This is a genomic window from Halalkalibacter sp. HAAS-P014 (assembly GCF_056619965.1).
The window spans coordinates 121,493-141,733 of the sequence record NZ_JBWQTV010000011.1 but is presented as its reverse complement, the minus strand read 5'-3'; the positions used below and the strand labels follow the sequence as shown (position 1 = coordinate 141,733).

The following is a 20,241-nucleotide window of genomic DNA, read 5'->3' as shown; positions in this document are numbered from 1 at the left end:
GAAGTGAGAAGGATGAAAGTAATAAAATGGCTAGACCGAAATTTCGAAGTTTTTCTAATCGGTATTATGTTATGTAGTCTTGTTGTCATTATGGCATTACAAGTATATATGAGATATGTCATGAATTCATCACTAGCCTGGCCGGAAGAGTTAAGTAGGTATTTATTTATTTGGATGTGTTTTCTAGGGATTAGTTATTCGACTAAAGAGGACTTACATTTGAAAATTGATATTATTTTAGAGTATGTCAGCCCAAGAATTAAAGCATTTTTTGCAGTGTTACGAGACTTGTCTCTATTAGTTTTTAGTGTATTTATGATTATCGGGGGGATTGACGTTTACATGAATATGTCTCAAACCATGCAAACGAGTTCAGCTCTTCAAATACCATTTAAATTTGTTTATCTTTCTTTGCCTGTTGGGTTCGCACTTACCTTTTTGCGAATTATTCAAAAATATGCGATGAAAGTTACAAACAAAAAAGACCGTACAGCGAAAGAAGAAAACACGCTTAGTATGTAGAGGAAATGTGAAAGGAGGAAAATATTTTGATAGCGATAGTCATTGGCGTAATTCTATTAGCCATTACGATACCAATTGGAATTTCATTAGGGATAACATCAGTTCTATTAACCTATTTTACTGATGTAAATGCAAACTTAGCCTTTATTGTTAGGAATATGGTTTCGGGATTGGATAGCTTTCCACTACTTGCAGTTCCGTTATTTATTTTTTCTGGAACAATAATGGCAAAAGGTGGAATGTCTGAACGACTTTTTAACGTTTTCATTTATTCATTTGGAAACAGAACGGCAGGTATTCCGATTGCTGCTATTACAACATGCTTATTTTATGGAGCAATTTCAGGGTCGAGTCCTGCAACAGTAGCTGCAGTTGGAGCGATGGCAATTCCCATTTTAACAAAGCTCGGTTATGATCGGGGTTTTAGTACAGCGATGGTAGCAACAGCCGGTGGATTAGGGGTGGTTATCCCACCGAGTATTCCATTTATCATTTATGGGGTTTCGGCCAATGTATCAGTAAGTAGTTTGTTTATTGCAGGGATAGTTCCTGGGTTAGTAATTAGTTTTGCTCTAATGGCGTACGCATACTTTTATTGTAAAAACAAGGGTGAAGATAAAGAACAAATCCAGAAAGTTTACAATGAAATGAAGAGCAAAGGCTTTTTGAAAACAGTAAAGGATGGCTTTTTCGCTCTATTAGCTCCCGTCATTATTTTAGGAGGAATCTATAGCGGGATTGTAACTCCGACGGAAGCAGCTGTTATTTCAGTTATTTATGCACTTGGTATTAGTGTTGTCGTTTATCGAACAATCAATCACAAAAATTTTGCAAAGATTGTTTCTGAGTCTATTAAAGTTACGGTTCCAGCCATTTTGGTTATCGCTGCAGCGACTGTCTTTGGACGTCTTCTAACGTTATTAAAGGTTCCACAAACGGTTTCACAAGCCATTACATCAATTACAGATAATAAATTTTTAGTTTTATTATTAGTAGTGCTATTACTCTTACTTGTCGGGATGATTATGGAAACTCTAGCATCTATTCTGATTTTAACACCTATTTTAGTTCCAGTTGTAACGGCTGTTGGAGTGGATCCTATTCATTTTGGGGTTATTATGATTGTTTCGTTAGCGATAGGTTATGTTACTCCACCAGTAGGGGTTAATTTATATATTGCAAGCGCAATGACCAATATTCCGATTACAGTTATTGGAAGGAAAGCGATGCCGTTTATTATTGCATTTTTGATCGCACTAATGGCTATCACGTTTATCCCACAGTTAAGTTTATTCTTTGTTTAAATTAGCTATCACTCATGATAGATACTAATTTTAGTTAAATTACATTCGAGGGGGAAGTAAAAATGAAAAAAGGATTAAAGCGTTTTCTGGTAATGAGTTTTGTTTCAACTGCATTGATTTTAGGAGGGTGCTCATCTTCTGACAGTTCCGGTGACGGAGATAGCACAAGTGGGGCTGACAATACAGGGGGAAATGAGTCATATACATTAACATACGCAGATGTAGCTGCTGAAAATAGTACAACAATTCAAGAAATAGAATTATTAAATGAGAGATTAGAAGAAAGAACAGATGGCAGACTTACAATTGACATCTTCCCAGCTGGACAACTTGGCGGCGAGAGAGAAATTTTAGAAAGTGTGCAAACTGGTGATGTTACATTATCAATTAACTCTACTTCCGTTGCAGTGAATTTCATTCCAGAATTAGAAGTGTTTGATATTCCATATCAGTTCAATTCAGTTGAGCACGGAAGACATGTTTTCAGAACGGATGGCCCATTATTTACAAAACTAAATGATAAGTATGAAGAAAGAGGCTTTAAATTATTCAGCTATCTTGATAACCGGTTTCGTTTACTAGCAACCAATGTAGATGTGCAAACGGCTGAAGATCTTGAAGGGTTACGAGTTCGAACACAAGAAAACCCAATACAAATTAACACTTGGAGACTACTTGGTGCCAACGCTACACCACTTGCATTTAATGAATTATATACAGCACTTGAACAAGGTACAGTGGATGCTTATGAGAATTCATTTGAATTAATCACGACAATGAAATTATATGAGCCAATTAGTCAGGTTATTAAAACAAATGTAGGGTTCCAATCGATTCATCTAATTACAAACTTGGATTTTTATAATAATCTTCCAGAGGATTTAAGAGAAATATTGGACGAGGAAATTAAAAAGACATCAGAAGCTATTTTAGAGCGTTACTCAGCAGAACAAGACGAAGAGTATACTCAAGTTCTAGAAGAGCATGGAGTAGTAGTTTCTGAGTTAGCAGAAGAAGAGGTTGCGAAACTTCGTGAAAAAACAGCTCCAGTTATTGATGATATTCGTGAGTCTATTGGGGATGAAATAGTTGATGTGTTCTTAGAAGAGGTTAAAAACTTCGAGCAATAATTAGATTTATGACAGAAGAAGGTAGACAAAGTGATACCGGGTACCCAGTTGTGGGCCCGGTATTGCTAATTGGATAGCTAGTTATCAATAGTTGTAAATTATATCATTAAGTTAGTTCTAATAAGAGGAGAAGATGACATGAACAATTTACTAGAAGGTAAAGTTGCGATTGTTACTGGTGGTTCATCGGGTATGGGAAGGGAAATAGCACTGGAACTTGCAAAGCAAGGTGCAAATGTAATGATTTGTGGTAGAAGTATCGATAGACTCCTACCAGTTGTAAAAGAAGGAAAGACTCTTAAAGGTGTCATTGACGCTATCGAGTGCGATATTCGTAACTCTGAGATGGTAAAAGAAATGGTGAGAAAAACAGTTGAACGTTTGGGAAAAATCGATATCCTTGTAAATAATGCAGCAGGGAATTTTGTAGCGAAAGCAGAAGAAATAACCATAAACGGTTGGAACGCAGTAATCGATATAGTGTTAAACGGAACTTGGTTTTGTTCACAGGAAGTTGGCAAACACATGATTGAGTCAGGAAATGGTGGATCAATAGTAAATATCGTTGCCACATATGCTTGGACAGGTAGCCCAGGAGTGGTTCATTCTGCCTCCGCCAAAGCTGGAGTCGTAGCTATGTCACGAACACTAGCTGCTGAATGGGGGAAGCACAATATTCGTGTAAATTGTATTGCGCCTGGTCCGATTGAGGATACTGGTGGATCTAGTAAACTTTGGCCTAGTGAAGAAATAAAACAAAGAGTATTAGAAGATGTACCATTAGGACGATTGGGAACAAAAGCAGAAATTGCGAGGTTAGCTCTTTTGCTAGTATCTGAAATGGGTTCGTATATTACAGGAGATGTTATCACTGCTGATGGTGGTGCATGGCTGAATAAAGGGTTTTTGCCTATGTGGAAAGATTAGCGTAATATATAACCACCGGATAAGTGTCAGTACTTGTTAATAAGGAAATTCTTGGAGGGCTTGATGAATAAAAGAATATGTTTTTTTATGATGATCATGGTCACCATGATGATTGGCTGCTCTGAAATTACAGAAAAAGAGTTGGACCTTGCTGATAATGTTCAGGAAGGGTATGTAGTAGATATTAGCGATTCACAAATTCTTGTAGTAAGTGAGATAACAGAAGAGCAAGCTCTGGGTCTAACGCAAGAAAAATTACTTGAAGGAGGGATTGGTGGGGAGGCTGTTTGGTACTCAGTAAAAGATCATTCTCATTATCAGGTAGGACAATTAGTAAGGGTAGAATCGGAATTTATGATGGAGAGCTATCCTGCGCAATCCGAGGCTGTAAAGGTTCAGATTGTAGAGTAACCAAGAGCGTGTACGACGGACCACTTCATTTAAAATCTATACCTCCCAATCACAATTATACTGGATGATTGGGAGCTTTTTTATTGTGTAATTTATTACGATAACAAGAGAGATGACTAAGCATGTATTTGCAAACCGGCATACATATATAGAGTTCCATTATAAAAAGTATGTACTGCTAAAAATGAGGTGAACATTATATGAAGAAAATTGCTGTTTTTTCACCCGTGCCTCCTATGAGATCTGGCATTGCTGATTATATGATGCAAATACTCCCGGAATTATTGAAGCAATATATTGTACACATTTATATAGATAACGGATATGAAGCCGATATGGATAAGTTTAATTTAGAAAATGTGAAAGTCTTTAATCACCAATCCTTTAATGGTAGAGTTCAGGAGTATGAACATATCATTTTCCAACTTGGGAATAATGAGCAACATATTTATATGATCCCGTATCTAAAAGAATATAGAGGAATTGTTATTTTACATGATTATAATCTTCATGGCATGGCGCGAAGGTTTGTATTAAATATAAAAAAAGACAGAAAAAAACGGACTAAACAATATCTATCCATCCTTAAAGAAAACTATGGAGTAGAAGCAAGAAATATATTGCGTAAAATGAGAAAAGGAAAGTTTGAAAATAAAATTTACGATGTTGAGGTGAACAAATACTTTTTAAGAAAATCAAAGGCAGTCATTGTTCATAGCGATTATGCAAAAACTGAATTATTAAAAAAAGGGCTAGACCATGTTTACCAAACAAAACTTCCTGTCAACTTGCCGGAGTTATCCAAACAGGAAAGGAAACAAACTTTTTTAGTCGGCTCATTTGGATTTATCAATAGCAACAAACGTATCCATGTTGTTCTAAAGTGTATAAGAAGGTTACTAGACTTCGGTTGTACAAATGTTAAATATATTATTGTCGGACAGGAGAACGATTTACAGTATGTTGCAAAATTAAAATCAATGGTACATGATTTGCAACTCGAAGATGCTGTTACCTTCACGAGCTTTGTGAATGATAATAAATATTCAAAATTAATCCAGCAAAGTGATGTATGTGTGTTATTACGTTATCCAACAGTTGGAGAGACTTCCGGTGCTACATTAAATGCTTTATCTTACGGAAGGCCGGTTATCGTATCAAATGCTGATACATTTAGCGAATTACCAGATGACACCGTCATTAAAGTACCGGTTGACAACAACGAGGAAGATGTATTGTTTGAAAAAATGTTGAGCTTATATCAAGATCAAGAAGTTCGAAGAGTTACAGGTGAAAAAGCAAGAAGTTATATTGCTCAAGAGCATTCATTGAAGAAGTACGGTGAAAGGTTAAGAGAGGTTTTAGGAAGTGTTGAATAATAGTGAATACGGATCAAAAAAATTAAAAGAGTATAAAAGTAAGCACATTGCAAACTTCAATGTGCTTACAAGTATTTTCCATTATTTTATAATTATTATTAACTTAACTATTGTTTTATGAAACGAATTGTTTCATTAGAAACATTTTGTTTCAAAAGAAACGTAGTTTACGTTTCATTGTATAATACCCTTCTTGCTATTAGGAGTTATTAATGTCTAGATTATAGCCTTAAGTAGATATAATCAGGGTGGCATAGAAATTGCATTGGATAAAGTGACTTTAAAATTTGAAAGGGGGAATATACAAGTGGATGACTGGATGATGGTGAGAGTAGCAATGTATGAATGTAAAAAAAGCATGTGGAAAGGCTTTGTACCGGATTTTATTGAAAGCGCTTTCCTTGGGTAGGTCATATCATTATGTGAAATAAGGGAGAGTTATATCATGACTAAAAGAGTTAAAATTAGTGCTATATTTTTCAGTCTTATTCTATTGGGATTCACTATAACAGCTTGTAGCTCATCAGAAGAAAGTTCGACCTCTACTGCAAATGACAGTGAATCGGGAGTTTCTGAAAATTACCCTGACAAGGTAATGAATGTTATCTTGGGTTACGCAGCTGGTGGTGGGTCAGATACGAGTGCAAGAAAGATGGTAGAGGTTTTATCTGCAGCAGATATAATCGATCAATCATTTGTAGTTGAGAATATGCCGGGGTCTGGAGGGGCTCTAGCTATGCGTGAATTGGGAACAAATCGGAGTGGTGATGAGTATACATTGCTTTTTGAAGCGGCTTATGGAATGTCGTTATGGAACGGTGGAGTAGGAAACTTAACCTTATCTGATTTTCAACCTATTGCTCAATTAGCTGCCGATTATGTAGTTTTGGTTGCGCGAGCAGATGCTCCATATGACACAATGGAAGAATTTATGGAGGCTTGGCAAGGTGACGCTCAATCTGTTGCAATTAGTCTGGGGGCCTCGTTAACAGGGGATGATGCATGGTTATGGAATAATATTAAAAATGAAAGTAGTGTCACTGAGGATATGAGAGCCATTTCACATGATGGTACAAACCCTGCGTTAATGACGCTTCTGTCAGGCGATGCTGATGTATCATTGCTTACCCCAAACTTAATTAAAGATTATATTGAAGAGGGAACATTAAAAGCGCTGGCAGTATCCACAGAAGAACGAGTGGAATTGTTTGAAGATGTTCCGACATTAATAGAATCCGGTCTAGATATTTCTTATTATAGACCTCGGGGTGTTTGGATGGGAGCAGAAGTATCGGATGAAGTCGTTACTTTTTGGGAGAAGGTATTAAAAGAGATGGTGGAAACGGATTACTGGGTCGAATATGTTGAATCCTCTTACATGCTACCTATTTATAAAGATAGTAATGAATATATGAATTATATTCAAACAGATGGGTCTTCCTATCAGGAGTATTTTGAAAGTGTGAATTAACAGAAGGGAGGTGTAAGCCTTCCTTTTTTTAACAAGGATTATGTGAAGGGAGACGTGGAAAAGTTGTTGCGATTGGTAAACTTATTTCCTTTCATTCTATTATTAATTGGTTGTGTTTTCTTTATAGGCTCCTTTCAATACCCGATGTTCTCTCAAGCTGGTGGAATTGGTGCAGCTTTTCTACCACGTAATATGTCAGCGTTGTTAATTACCTTTATGTTATTTATGGTCATAAGAAATAGAGAACAAAATAATAAGACTCTTTATACAAAAAAAGTAGTGATAAAACAATTGGTCCTAATCCTTTCTTTATGTCTAGTTATTTTTTTATTAGAGATAATTGGTATGTTCGTAACTTTAGGAATCTTTTTAGTTGGGAGTTTATATTATTTTGAAAGGGTTTCATTGTTGAAATCCATATTATTTAGTTTGATAACGGTTGTTTCAATGTATTTGATATTTGTATTGTGGTTAAACATCTCATTACCACCAGGGCTGTTGTTTTAGTTACTTCATAACCCTTAAAGCAGGAGGTGTATAATGGAAACAATTACCGAATTGGTCAATGGTTTTGTGATGCTTATGCGTCCAGAATACCTTTTTTGGTGCATTGTTGGTATAACTTTAGGAACCCTTGCGGGAGCTTTGCCGGGAGTAGGGTCAATTACAGGGATGGCAATTTTGCTACCAATTACATTTAGCATGGAAGTTACAAGTGCTTTATTGCTGTTAATGGGTATTTATCAAGGAGCAATGTATGGTGGGCGAATTAGTTCAATATTATTAAATGTTCCAGGGGATGCACCGGCTGTAGTATCAACGTTTGATGGATACCCCCTTACTAAAAAAGGGCGAGCAGGTTATGCATTGACCTTGAGTGCGTTCGCATCTTTTGTTGGAGGAGTCATTGGGATTATAGGCTTAGCTTTCTTAACAGGACCAATTATTGATTTTGCGCTATTATTTGGTGCTCCTGAATATTTTGCATTAATGGTATTTGCTTTAATTGCGACTACTGGTCTGGTGGAAAAGAAACCCTTTAAATCGATTGTTTCAATTATTTTAGGTCTGTTGATTGCTTATATTGGAGTAGAACCAGTTACAGGGACTGAACGTTTTACTTTTTCTATTGTGGAATTATGGGACGGTATAAATTTTGTTGTCCTAGCAGTGGGTTTGTTTGGTTTATCAGAAGTATTTCTACGTATCGAACAAAGTGGAAGTGTATCAAAAATGAAATCGAAACTATCATTTTCTGAAATCTTTCCAAAAGCAAGTAAAGTAGTGAAAGATTTTGGGGCAATGATAAGGGGAGCTATATTAGGATTTATTATAGGTGTCTTGCCTGGTGCTGGTGCTGTGATTGCAACTTTTATGTCCTATAGCCTTGAGAAGAAAATTTCAAAAAAACCTGAAGAATTTGGTCACGGTGCTTCCAAAGGATTAAGTGGACCGGAAGCTGCCAATAATGCTACAGTCGGAGGTTCTTTAATCCCTTTATTTTCGTTAGGTATTCCTGGCTCAGGAACTGCAGCAATTCTCTTAGGTGCTTTGTTAATGTTCGGACTACAACCAGGACCACGTTTGTTTGAGAATTCAGGTGATATCATTTGGACAGTTATTGTAGGCTTATTTTTAGCCAATATTTTGCTTCTTATACTAAATACTGCTTTTGTTCCTTTATTTGCCAAGTTAATTACAAAGTCTGATCCATATCTAGGACCAATAATTACGGTGCTTTGTGTATTTGGCGTTTACATGATTAACTATCGTATTTTTGATATAGGGATTATGGTTGTTTTTGGAATCCTTGGTTATATGATGAGAAAATTAGATTTCCCATTATCCCCATTAGTATTAGCGGTGGTTCTTGGACCGTTGATGGAGAGTAATTTTATGCAGTCAATGATGATTTCCAATAATGATATGGCTATTTTCCTAACTCGGCCTATTACATTGGTCTTACTCCTTGCCAGTGTGGCTATTCTATTATCTGTTGTTATTAGAAATTTAATTGCATGGAAAACGAAAAGTTCATAAAGGGGTTGTAAGAGTTGCATAAAGCTGTTTTAGTTACAAAGTATGGAGATTCAGGGGTTTTGCGTTATACAGACGTAGAAATGCCACCACTAGAACCCAAACAAGTTTTAGTAAAAGTGGAAGCTACAAGTATCAACTTTGCTGATATTAAAGGAAGACTTGGAGTTTATCATGGTACAGAGAAAATTCCCTATATTCCGGGACTGGATTTAGTAGGCATTGTTAAGAAGGTTGGATCGAAAGTGAGTTCTTTAGAAGTAGGACAGAAGGTAATAGCATTTCCTGTTAGTGGATCATACGCAGAATACGCTGTTGCTGTTGAAGAACTAACATTTCCTATAAGTAAGAGTCTTGATACAGAAACAGCTGCAGCATGCCCGACTGTTTCATTTACCTCTTATCAATTACTTACAGATTGTGCCAGAATAACAAAAGGTGAAACTGTTCTAATTCACTCTGCTTCGGGTGGAATTGGAACTACAGCCATTCAATTAGCAAAATTATTAGGTGCAAAAACCATTTTTGGTACGGTAAGTAATAATTTAAAAAAGACTGTTGCAATTGAAGCAGGTGCAGATTATGTATTTAATTATCGAGATGAAGATTTTACTAAGAAAATTCGTAAACTTACCAATAATCAAGGGGTCGATATTATTTTAGACTCATTATCAGGTGAAGTATTTAATGAAAGCCTTACTTGTCTTTCTATGTTTGGTAGAGTTGTCAATTTTGGAAATGGAAAAGGAGCTGCAGGGGGAGAAGTAAATACATTGGACTTGCATGGAAGTTGCCGATCTGTAATTGGCTATAGCCTAGGGACAACGATAAAACATAGAATGGAACGATTAAAGGATACAGCAAATGCTATTATTCCACTTTTAGAAAGTGGACAATTAAAAATGTTTGTAAGCAAGAGTTTCAAATTAAAAGACGCTGCATTGGCGCAAAACTGGGTTGAAAATAGGAATAATGTTGGGAAGGTTATTTTATATCCTTGATAAAACACATGAATAATATTCATTTCATCGAAACAAACCACTTTTTAGTTGTTTGTTTCTTTCGAATTAAATTTGCCTCACCGACTAAAAAAATGGACGATCGTAACAATCCCATTCTCTGTGAGATGGTTGCGATCGTCTTTATGTTCTGTGCTACCGGAGCCCTTTTTAAAGAGATTAATAGTAGATTTTGTCATTTGCGAGCTCAAATGCCAACCTAGTTTTCATCTAAAATAAATATCCATGACTGAGGCTAATAGCTAGCCTTCTCTTGTCTAGTTATATAGAATATATCAGCTATCAAGAACTTATAGATGTCTTACATTAAATCGATGTTTAATGATTACCCTAGGTAGGGAGTTTATGTTTGTAGTTCGTTTCACTGTATAATTTTTTTTTTTGCTTACTTTTCTCCTAAACGCCGAATATTGTCGAATTCGATAAAGTATCTTTTGATAGTGTGAGATAGATTACAGATTGGATTTTTCTGTTGCAATAGACTTTAGTGTAGGGAGGTGCTTTAACATGGAACTGAATATATCTAAACAAGCAATGGAATGGTTTTCAAAGGAATTTCAATTTAATACGGAAAGGAGCATTCGTTTATTTCCACGATATGGTGGCTTAGGACGAATGTATAATGGTTTTAGTATTGGAATCTCAAATGAGGCTCCTGTAAATTATGGGCCAAGATTCGATAGCGAAGATAAAACGTTTTATGTTGAAGAAGTTGATTCTTGGTATTTTAATGATTGCACAATACAATTAGATGTAGAACAAGATGAACTAAAGATCATGGTAGTTTAATATCATTTGTGAAGTTTTTAACTAATAAGCCGGTTTAATGCGAGGCTACTGAAAAAGGGTGCCTTTCCCTTTTTCAGTGGTCCTTAGGCAATGTGCAGAGCCGTTACCCTTTTTTGAAAGCCTTGCCATGAGTGGGTTTCTCATAGTAAGGCGCGTAACGTGTGGAGCCATTGCGCTTCTTCGAGGTACTTTTTCAGCGCCTCAGTTTAATGCTGGCTTATTAGAAGTACTGTTAATACAGTGTTCTGATTCAACAAATGTTCAAACTTTTTGCTTAGTAAGCATGCTATAATGTAGTTAGAAAGAAAGATAAAAACAGAAAAAAGTTAACACTGTAGGAGGCTCAACCATCTGCGTTGGTTCCGTTAAAAAAACGTAAAACCAATACTAGCTAAGAGTGGTTAGAATTTTGAAACATTTAATCTAACGGCAATTAGTACGGGCATGAAGTCCATGGATGAATGAGCAAAAGATTTTATCAATGTAAAAGTGTTTAGAAAATCAATCAAGGTATCGTGATGTATGGATATGGTATTTCAATAACCTACGGAACGAACAAACATCACAATTAAATGCTTTATAAAATCAATTTTACCACTGATGTACGGATCGAAAAATAAAGCAATGATTTTAAAAAGTGATGTTAGACTGGTTGGGTCTCCTAAGGTGTTAACGGTTGAAAATCTAGCTAACAATAGCTGGATTTTTTTTACTGAAAACTAGGTGGAAGAGGTCATTGGGGGATACGACTCAATCGAATATCATTAACCATTTTTCTTCTTTATTTGACAAATTGTCTGAAGCCTTGTGGAAAGAACCTTTCAATAGTGATATGATATGAGAATATAACATGAGTTTCTTTTTGCCACTGGGGGAGCTGTATTGGCTGAGATTAAGGTATTTCCCTTAAACCCTTTGAACCTGAACTGCGTAATCGTAGCGTAGGGAAGTGGACATCATATTATGAGCTATTTTTTGAATACATAGTTTTTAAGTGATGACCACTTTCTACATAGAAAGTGGTCTTTTCATTTATTTAATTAAAGAATATTGTTTAGAATGGGAGTGTTACGTATGGTAGAAGGTTATATAGCCCTAAAACAAAAATTAATTAATTTTATTAATCAGCCGAGTTCAACTGAAGAGGAATTTAACAGGATGGCATTACAGTTGTTTCAGTTTCAATATGAACATAATCAGCCTTTTCGTAAATTTTGTAGAAAGCGTCGTGTTTCTCCAAGAAAAGTGAAACATTTTCTGGAGATTCCTCCTGTTCCAATTGATGCATTTAAATTAACAACTTTATCATGTAATCCAATTGAAGACGCTGAAGCCGTTTTTATGACAAGTGGGACAACGAATCCACAGAAGCGTGGGAAAAATTATCATCGTGATTTGGACGTGTATGACCTTTCGATGAAAACTCATTTTAAACCATATGTTTTACCTGATCTTGATAAAGTAAAAATGTTTGTCCTCTTTCCTGAGAAAGACGAGATGCCGAATTCATCGTTAGCTCATTATTTACATCTTGCGAAAAAAGTGTTCGGCACAGATGACAGTATGTATGTATTTTCTAAATGTGGTTTTGAAGTAGAAAATCTTATTAAGGAGATTCAATTAGCAGAGAAAAAGGACGAACCCGTTCTTTTAATTGGAGCAACATTCTCGTTTATTCATTTACTAGATGAGTGTAAAAGTAGAAGTCTTCAATTCAAGTTACCTAAAAAAAGTAGAATCATGGATACGGGTGGAGCGAAGGGACGCTCGCGCGAAATTGAACCAATGGAGTTTAAAAAAGAGATGAGCGATTTGTTTACGCTGCCACTAGAAATGTGTATCAATATGTATGGGATGACGGAGTTAAGCTCGCAGTTTTATGACTCGAATCTACTTCCTTTTAACCAAGGAGGAAAATTAACGAAACAACAAGCGCCTCATTGGGTGAAAACGGTGATTCTTGATATCGAACGGATGGAAGAAAAACCTGTAGGAAAAAAAGGAATTATCGTTCATTATGATTTGGCCAATTATAATTCAGTCATGGGGATTCTGACAGAGGATATCGGGATAAAAGAAGAAGACGGTTTTTATTTATTAGGAAGGGCTGAAGGTGCAGAAGCAAAAGGATGTTCGTTAGCTGTTGAGCAATTTATGGCTTCTGCACAATCAAGTTCAGGGGAGAAGTTAAAAAGATGACAACAAGCTTCTCATGTTTTCATGTACCCAAAAAATGTGAAGGTCTTTTTGCTGATGCCCCCTCCCATACATTGCAATTTGAACATTATGGCCAGAAGTTAGAGTTGAATGTTCCAGAGCTTACTCCGTTTATGATAGAACATGTTATTGATACGCTCAAAGTGCAACAGGAAGAGTATTTACGAAAGCGTCATACAAACGAAATGATTGATCTTTTAAGTGAAGCAGTTGAGAAGTGGTTGGATCCCCGTTATAAATACCGTCAACTTGCCGAAGAGATGCTCCCGGTTATCACGGGGTATGATCAAGAGATGGTTCGTTTATACATAAGCCGATATTTAAGAATATTCCGGAAAGAGAAACTGCAACGTATGGTAGATGAAGATTTCCCGAATCCACTTATATTAGATGAATTTCGGCCACGAAAATCAGGGGGATTATATAGGGCATATGGACCGGAGTTGATCACTCATATTTTTTCAGGAAATGTACCGGCTTTACCACTTTGGAGTCTTGCTGCTGGTATATTACTTAAATCGGCTACGCTAGGGAAAGTGTCATCATCAGAACCACTTTTTCCAGTATTGTTTGCTAAAACATTGGAGGAAATCGATCCAGAGCTAGGAGATGCATTAGCTATTTTGTGGTGGAAGGGTGGTAATGAATCACTAGAAGCGGTAAGTTTTTCGAAATCGAATGATGTTATCGCCTATGGTGGAAAAGAAACGATTGAAGCAGTTCAACAAAAAGTACCGGCGCATGTCCGTTTTCACTCTCATGGGCACAAAGTAAGTTTTGGTTTAATAACAAAAGAGTGTTTGGCCACTACAAAAGGCTGGAATACAGCCCGATTAGCAGCTCATGATGGGTCCTGGTTTGATCAGCAAGCCTGTCTATCTCCACATGTTTTTTTTGTTGAACGAGGTGGTGACTATTTGCCTGAAGATTTTGCTCAAATGCTCGCAAGCGAAATGAGGAATTTTCAGCATACGCACCCACGAGCTTCTTTAACAGAAGAAGAGCATCATGCCATCGTCAAACAGCGTTCGGCACTTGAGTTTGAAAGCTTTAATAATAATCAAGTGCACATGATAAAAAGTGAAGGCGACACGTCTTGGACTGTAGTCTACCGTGAATTAAATGAAAGTGGAGAAAGGGAATCATTTCCGTTATCTCCATTGAATCGCTTTATAACGGTAATTCCAATAGACAAAGTGACTGATATTAAGCCACATATAAAAGGGTTAAAAAAGTATATTCAAACGGTTGGTGTAGGCTGTTCACCTCAGAAATTCTCAGAAATTATTTCAATTCTGGGAGAATGTGGTGGAAATCGGATTTGTGCACTGGGATCCATGTCAAGACCCCAACCTGGTTGGCATCACGATGGACGGTTTCATTTAGCTGATTTAGTACGCTTTTGTGATGTAGAGGTATCACTAGAGGAACAGGTAGAATTTTTTGATCCTTATAGAGAATAAGAGGAGAGACAAGCATGGCAACGATTATTGAATGTCAGGATGTTTCCTTGCAATTTAAAGGGAATAAACAGCGCATTATTACGGATCTTAACTTCCAGGTTCAAGCTGGTGAGTTTGTTAGTATTGTTGGTAAAAGTGGAAGTGGGAAAACAACGTTATTACAAATGATCGGTGGGTTATTACCTCCTACAGAAGGGGAAATTAAAATCAATGGCCACTTAATCGAGAAACCCATTGATCAAATAACGTATGTGTTCCAAAAACCAATTCTACTTGAGTGGCGAAATGTATTAGAAAATGTTCTATTACCTATTGAATTAAAAAGAAAACCAAATGTATTAGATAGAGAGAAGGCTAAAGAAATGATCGCCTTAGTAGGTCTGTCTGGTCATGAAGACAAATATCCTCACGAGCTATCTGGGGGCATGATGTCTAGAGTTACTTTAGCTAGGGCTTTGCTAACAGAACCGAGAATTTTATTAATGGACGAGCCTTTTTCAGCATTAGATGCCTTGACAAAGGAACAGCTTCAACTAGAACTGATGGAGCTTTCTTTGCGATTTTCCACAACGGTTCTTTTTATTACACATGATATTACAGAAGCCGTTTACCTATCGGACCGGGTTGTGCTGTTAGGCGATCAACCTGCTCAAATAGTCAATACGATGCAAGTACCTTTTTCTAGACCGAGACCAAAGAAGCTAAAATTCGAACGTCCGTTCACTACTATTGTAAAAGAGATCTATGAGTCGATTGAACAAGTAGGGGAAACGTCACGATGAAAAAAACAAAGATTTATTCAATGCTACTTTTTTTCTTGGTGTTAGTTATTTGGGAAGCAGTTGTACGGGTGAGAGAGGTTTCAACAATCATTTTACCGGCCCCATCTGATATTGCTAGTAACCTGTATATTAATTTTAAAAGTGGTTATTTTTATCCACATATTTTTGCAACTACGATTGAAGTATTGGCAGGGTTTCTAGTTGGCGCTATTCTCGGTATAGGACTTGGATTTATTGTTTCACAATCTAAAGCAGTTCAAGAAATTCTTCAACCTTATATTATTGCTTCACAGGCTATGCCGAAATTGGCACTTGCACCACTTTTAGTGCTGTGGTTTGGCTTTGGGTATACACCTAAAATTATGATTGTCGCACTCGTCTGTTTTTTCCCATTATTTGAAAGTACTGTTACAGGACTATCCTATGTAAACCGGGAAAAGTTAGCTCTGTTTCGCTCATTACGAGCAAGCTCGTATCAAACGTTAATAAAACTTCGCCTTCCAACGGCGATTCCGTATATTTTCTCTGGCTTGCGTGTCGCAGTTATTTTGAGTGTAGTGGGTGCAGTTATTAGTGAGTTTATTGGTGCAAATAAAGGGTTGGGTGCACTTATCATTGCTTCACAAGGAATGTTAGATACTACATTAATGTTCTCTGTGTTTATTTTGCTTACAGTAAAGGGAATTTTATTGTATCAATTGATTTATTGGATTGAGAAAATCTTGTTTAAAAAATATATGTATTCAAGGGGAGAAACTAAATGAAACAATTTATAAAGAGAATAAGTTCAACGTTCTTTATAACTACCTTATCAATTAGTTTAGCTGCATGTGGCAGTCAAGATAATGAAATTCAAGAGGATGAAGGACAAGATGAAGTTACCACACAGGCCAATGATCAAATTAAGATGGCTTCATGGAGTCAAGCGATTACAGAACAAAGCAATCTTTACTTAGCAGATGAAAATGGCTGGTTTGAAGAAGCGAACATTGATTTTGAATTCATTCCTGGTGCAGGTGGGGGAGATGCTATACGAAATATTATCGCTGGAAATGCTGATATTGCGTTTGCCAATGTTGAGGCTGTTCTTTTTGCTCTTGAGCAAGGGGAAGAGCTAAGAGTCATTTATAATATTTATCCTGAAAATGTATTTAATCTAATTTCTCTTAAGGAAAATCAGATTAAAAGTGTCGAAGATTTGCATGGCAAAGATGTAGGGGTGTATAGCCTAAGTAGTGGTACGTATCAGAATCTTCTTGTTCTCCTTCATCAAGCTGGAATGAGTAAAGAAGATGTTAATATTATAGAGACGGGTGTATTAAACTTTGGTCCTTTAATGAATAACCAGGTTGTCGCTACAGCCGCAACGGATACAGGTCTTTTTGATGCTAAGCAAAAGGGGTTAGGTGAGGTTAATATTATTGAAGTAAAAGAAGTTTTAAATACCCCTTCTGATGTTTTTGTTGTAACGGAAGAAACCTATCAAGAAAGAACAGACATGCTCGTTCGTTTCTTACAAGTGTACCGTGATAGTGTTGCGTATACGATGGAGCACCCTGAAGAGGCGGCTGAGGTTGCGATGTCGGCAGCGATTGATGGTCAAGATAAGGAGAGAAATATTGGAATTATTAATCTTCGAAACGAGACTTCAATCAATGAAGAGATGGAGGAAAAAGGATTAGGATGGTTGAGCTTAGATATTTTAAAAAAGGTAGAAGAAACGTATTATGATTTAGGTTTACTTAATGAAAGAGTGAATATCGAGGAAATAACTACGAATGAATTGGTTGAACAATTAAAGTAGGTGATAAAATGGATACACAATTACAAGAAAAGGTAGTACTTATAACGGGATCGAGCCGTGGAATAGGAGCTGCCATTGCCAAAAGTTTTGCAAAACAAGGTGCAACAGTTGTCATTAATTATGTGAAGAGTAAGGGTCATGCTGAGCAATTAGCTGAAGATTTAATGGATCAATATGACATTGAAGCATATGCCATACAAGGTGATGTAACAATAGAGTCTGACATGAAAGCAATGATAACTGAAATTGTTTCAGAATTTGATGCAATTGATATTGTTGTAAATAATGCTTTGCATGGTTATACCTTTGATCCAGATAAGCGTAAATTTGCGTGGGAGCTTGAATGGGAAGATTATCAATATCAAATCGATGGTGCGTTAAAAGGGACCTATAACGTTTGTAAGTATGTCATTCCTGTTATGAAAAAGGCAAGCTTCGGCCGTATTGTCAATATGGTAAGTAATTTAGTTTTTCGCCCGGTTGTGCCGTACCATGATTATAATACGGCAAAAGGAGCGGTGCTTTCATATTCGCAAAACTTAGCAGTGGACTTAGGGCCGTTTGGAATCACAGTCAATACAGTAGCACCGGGACTTGTGTACCCAACAGATGCTAGTCGGGCGACAAAGGAAGAAATCAAAGAAATGATAAAGAGTCAAACTCCTCTTCATCGAATTGCAAAACCAGAGGATGTTGTCGGAAGTGTCTTATTCTTTGCAAGTAGTTGGTCTAATTTTGTGACTGGCCAGTGCATGATTGTTGATGGTGGATTTGTAATGAAATAAAATGATATCTTTTTCCTGCATAGAGAGTAAATGGCTTTTTGTTAAGACTGGAGGACTTTAAGCAAATAGTATAAGGATTATTGGATTGAAAAAAGACGCCCTAAAGGACGTCTTTTTATGCGTATTGCGGCGAGAGACAGCACTCCACATTTGTGCATTGCCTAATAGGCGCGTCAATCTCGTCTTATGCAAATTAGCTCATCGCTCAATTAGTATACCACTGTTTACGTAGAAAGAGAAGGTAGATTTATGTTGGATGGTTATTATTATTTTACAAACAATGAAGAAGGTGGAAGGGTTTCTTCACACATACTATAACCATATGGTAGTTACAAACTTGTAGATATCATTGGCAAACTTTAAAACTATGCGATAATAATACTCTACGAAAAAAGACATTTATACAGAGGTGATCAGTGTGAATGAAATTTTATACGATTTATTTTTAGTTGTTTTTGGTATTGTGCTTGGTGTCATTGCAAGTGAACCACTAAAGAAGATTTTTACAGGAAGATATAAAGAAGAGGCACGTCAGAAAAAACGTGTCAAACTTCTACTTCATATTCGAGAAAGCAACACGAACCCATCAACGGAAGAATTAGCTATAAATGTCTTTGGAGAAAAGTTAGACATATCGACGGTTAATCAACTTTTAAAAGAAATTGAAGAAACCGGTCTAATTAAGGCGATTCCTAGTAAAGATCACGATGCTAGAAAGACAAAATGGACTTATCTAAAAAAATAATTGTAAAATCAAATGTTTCCATGTGAATGAAGGAACAGGTAGTTAATAATGCAAATGAAAAAACCTCATTACGAATGAGGTTTTTTCATTTGTTTGTAGTCAAGTTACATGCTTTTTGTTTTTTTATACTTTTTTAAAGTTTAAACAACAAAATTAAAGAGGTTTTAGAAAAGATGGAAAGCTATACTAACAATAAGACGATCGGTTGCGCGTCTTTTGCAAGCGCTTACTTGATTGTAAAAACCATTTTAGAGGAGGGAAGGCAGAAACGTTATGTAACGTGTTCTGTAAAAACAAATGAAAATTATTGACATGACAGTTGAAAGGTATGTCCAGATGGGGAAGTCGGATATGGCATTTAGTGGCCACGAGGTAGTAGTCGTTAACGTTAAAACAGATCAAGAAATTACTGGTACGGGATTTTTAAGTACACCGATCTTTCCTCATGGGGTGACAAGTGACATTGCAGCAACATTACTAAAAAGAAATATTAGAAATATTATTCTTGGGGAAAACCCACTTCATACTGAACAGCTCTGGAAAAAGATGTTTGATGCACCATGGCGACTAGGAATGAGAGGAATGATACGTGATTGTATTGCTGCTGTTGACTTCGCACTTTGGGATATTAAAGCAAAATTGGCAGGTGTTCCACTTTCTGATTTATTCGGTTCACGGCGGGAGAAAATTGTAACGTATGCGAATGTAGGGCATCAGCTACCTCCTGATGAGTTAGCTCAAAAAGCAGCAGAGTATGTTGAAAAGGGTCATTCAGCAATTAAAATTAGAGGTGGTTCTTCTGCCGTTCCTTTAGAGGAGGCAAATAAACGGATTCAAGCAGTACGTGAAGCGATTGGTCCGGATGTTAAGTTAATGGTTGATATAAATGGTTCCTGGGATACAGAGACAGCCATTCAACAGTTAAAAGTATGGGAAAAATATGATTTATATTGGCTGGAAGAACCGGTAGCTCCTGAGGATATTAATGGATATGCTAGAGTGCGTGAATACGCCGGGAACACGTATATCGCAGGAGGAGAGCAAAATAGTGGGCTGCATGAGTTTAGGCAGTTCATTGAAAAAAAAGCGATTGATATCATTCAGCCTAACGCAATGGCTACAGGAGGAATTACAGATTGGCTAAAAATATACAATTTCGCCACTGCGTACAATATTCCGATTTCACCTTGGAACCTTCAGCAAATTCATATTCATTTAGCAGTTGGGCATCCGAATGTAAAATGGATTGAATACTTTGCCACAGACCGTGAATATTTTCAAGACAGCTTAATCAAAGGCCCAGAGTTGAAAGAAGAAAGGGGAGAAGATGGAGTCTATCTTATTGCACCTGAAGGGCCGGGAATAGGCATAGAAATTGATGAAGAGATTGCTGAGAGAACCCACATCAAAGAGGATTAGTCATTATGCTTTCATCAACGAATAACAAAAATAAAGT

At 36.6% G+C, this 20,241-nt stretch carries 19 protein-coding genes and 1 riboswitch; all 19 genes read left to right on the top strand.

Going from position 1 to position 20,241, the window contains the following annotated elements:
• Nucleotides 1-12 precede the first annotated feature (12 nt).
• The 19 genes from AC1FXZ_RS09315 to AC1FXZ_RS09225 all read left to right on the top strand — a co-directional run bounded on the left by AC1FXZ_RS09315 (nt 13) and on the right by AC1FXZ_RS09225 (nt 20,204).
• Nucleotides 13-522, top strand: coding sequence for a TRAP transporter small permease (locus AC1FXZ_RS09315; protein ID WP_480052841.1), 510 nt, complete (start codon nt 13-15; stop codon nt 520-522).
• A gap of 26 nt (nt 523-548) precedes the next feature.
• The gene (locus tag AC1FXZ_RS09310) at nt 549-1,826 is read left to right on the top strand and encodes a TRAP transporter large permease (protein WP_480052839.1); all 1,278 of its coding nucleotides are present in this window, start codon (nt 549-551) and stop codon (nt 1,824-1,826) included.
• 62 nt (nt 1,827-1,888) lie between these two features.
• Nucleotides 1,889-2,956 carry a TRAP transporter substrate-binding protein gene (locus AC1FXZ_RS09305; RefSeq protein ID WP_480052837.1) on the top strand — a complete coding sequence of 356 codons (1,068 nt, stop codon included), beginning with the start codon at nt 1,889-1,891 and terminating at the stop codon, nt 2,954-2,956.
• Nucleotides 2,957-3,094: 138 nt separating this feature from the next.
• A complete protein-coding gene (gene fadH / locus AC1FXZ_RS09300) occupies nt 3,095-3,883 on the top strand; it encodes a 2,4-dienoyl-CoA reductase (RefSeq protein ID WP_480052835.1) in 789 nt (262 codons plus the stop codon).
• Between the two features lie 63 nt (nt 3,884-3,946).
• On the top strand, nt 3,947-4,294 hold the full coding sequence (locus AC1FXZ_RS09295) for a YobA family protein (RefSeq protein ID WP_480052833.1): 348 nt from the start codon (nt 3,947-3,949) through the stop codon (nt 4,292-4,294).
• A gap of 200 nt (nt 4,295-4,494) precedes the next feature.
• The gene (locus AC1FXZ_RS09290) at nt 4,495-5,673 is read left to right on the top strand and encodes a glycosyltransferase family 4 protein (RefSeq protein WP_480052831.1); all 1,179 of its coding nucleotides are present in this window, start codon (nt 4,495-4,497) and stop codon (nt 5,671-5,673) included.
• A 445-nt stretch (nt 5,674-6,118) separates the two neighbouring features.
• On the top strand, nt 6,119-7,144 hold the full coding sequence (locus AC1FXZ_RS09285) for a tripartite tricarboxylate transporter substrate binding protein (protein WP_480052829.1): 1,026 nt from the start codon (nt 6,119-6,121) through the stop codon (nt 7,142-7,144).
• Between the two features lie 54 nt (nt 7,145-7,198).
• On the top strand, nt 7,199-7,651 hold the full coding sequence (locus AC1FXZ_RS09280) for a tripartite tricarboxylate transporter TctB family protein (protein ID WP_480052827.1): 453 nt from the start codon (nt 7,199-7,201) through the stop codon (nt 7,649-7,651).
• A 33-nt stretch (nt 7,652-7,684) separates the two neighbouring features.
• Nucleotides 7,685-9,184: a tripartite tricarboxylate transporter permease gene (locus tag AC1FXZ_RS09275; RefSeq protein ID WP_480052825.1), complete on the top strand. Its 1,500-nt coding sequence runs from the start codon at nt 7,685-7,687 to the stop codon at nt 9,182-9,184.
• Nucleotides 9,185-9,198: 14 nt separating this feature from the next.
• Nucleotides 9,199-10,182, top strand: coding sequence for a quinone oxidoreductase family protein (locus tag AC1FXZ_RS09270; protein ID WP_480052823.1), 984 nt, complete (start codon nt 9,199-9,201; stop codon nt 10,180-10,182).
• 525 nt (nt 10,183-10,707) lie between these two features.
• The gene (locus AC1FXZ_RS09265) at nt 10,708-10,989 is read left to right on the top strand and encodes a HesB/YadR/YfhF family protein (RefSeq protein ID WP_480052821.1); all 282 of its coding nucleotides are present in this window, start codon (nt 10,708-10,710) and stop codon (nt 10,987-10,989) included.
• Between the two features lie 860 nt (nt 10,990-11,849).
• A riboswitch (TPP riboswitch) is annotated at nt 11,850-11,954 on the top strand.
• 109 nt (nt 11,955-12,063) lie between these two features.
• On the top strand, nt 12,064-13,188 hold the full coding sequence (locus tag AC1FXZ_RS09260; protein ID WP_480052819.1) for a LuxE/PaaK family acyltransferase: 1,125 nt from the start codon (nt 12,064-12,066) through the stop codon (nt 13,186-13,188).
• Nucleotides 13,185-14,669 (top strand): acyl-CoA reductase, encoded by a 1,485-nt coding sequence (locus AC1FXZ_RS09255; protein WP_480052817.1) that lies wholly within the window; start codon nt 13,185-13,187, stop codon nt 14,667-14,669. Before AC1FXZ_RS09260 ends, AC1FXZ_RS09255 begins: the two co-directional genes overlap by 4 nt.
• A gap of 14 nt (nt 14,670-14,683) precedes the next feature.
• Nucleotides 14,684-15,451 carry an ABC transporter ATP-binding protein gene (locus AC1FXZ_RS09250; protein WP_480052815.1) on the top strand — a complete coding sequence of 256 codons (768 nt, stop codon included), beginning with the start codon at nt 14,684-14,686 and terminating at the stop codon, nt 15,449-15,451.
• Nucleotides 15,448-16,215 carry an ABC transporter permease gene (locus AC1FXZ_RS09245; RefSeq protein WP_480052813.1) on the top strand — a complete coding sequence of 256 codons (768 nt, stop codon included), beginning with the start codon at nt 15,448-15,450 and terminating at the stop codon, nt 16,213-16,215. The genes AC1FXZ_RS09250 and AC1FXZ_RS09245 overlap by 4 nt, the downstream gene beginning before the upstream one ends.
• Nucleotides 16,212-17,255 (top strand): ABC transporter substrate-binding protein, encoded by a 1,044-nt coding sequence (locus AC1FXZ_RS09240; protein WP_480052811.1) that lies wholly within the window; start codon nt 16,212-16,214, stop codon nt 17,253-17,255. Before AC1FXZ_RS09245 ends, AC1FXZ_RS09240 begins: the two co-directional genes overlap by 4 nt.
• A gap of 8 nt (nt 17,256-17,263) precedes the next feature.
• Nucleotides 17,264-18,040, top strand: coding sequence for a 3-oxoacyl-ACP reductase (locus AC1FXZ_RS09235; protein WP_480052809.1), 777 nt, complete (start codon nt 17,264-17,266; stop codon nt 18,038-18,040).
• 418 nt (nt 18,041-18,458) lie between these two features.
• Nucleotides 18,459-18,785 (top strand): hypothetical protein, encoded by a 327-nt coding sequence (locus AC1FXZ_RS09230; RefSeq protein WP_480052807.1) that lies wholly within the window; start codon nt 18,459-18,461, stop codon nt 18,783-18,785.
• A 297-nt stretch (nt 18,786-19,082) separates the two neighbouring features.
• The gene (locus tag AC1FXZ_RS09225; RefSeq protein WP_480052805.1) at nt 19,083-20,204 is read left to right on the top strand and encodes a mandelate racemase/muconate lactonizing enzyme family protein; all 1,122 of its coding nucleotides are present in this window, start codon (nt 19,083-19,085) and stop codon (nt 20,202-20,204) included.
• Nucleotides 20,205-20,241 lie beyond the last annotated feature (37 nt).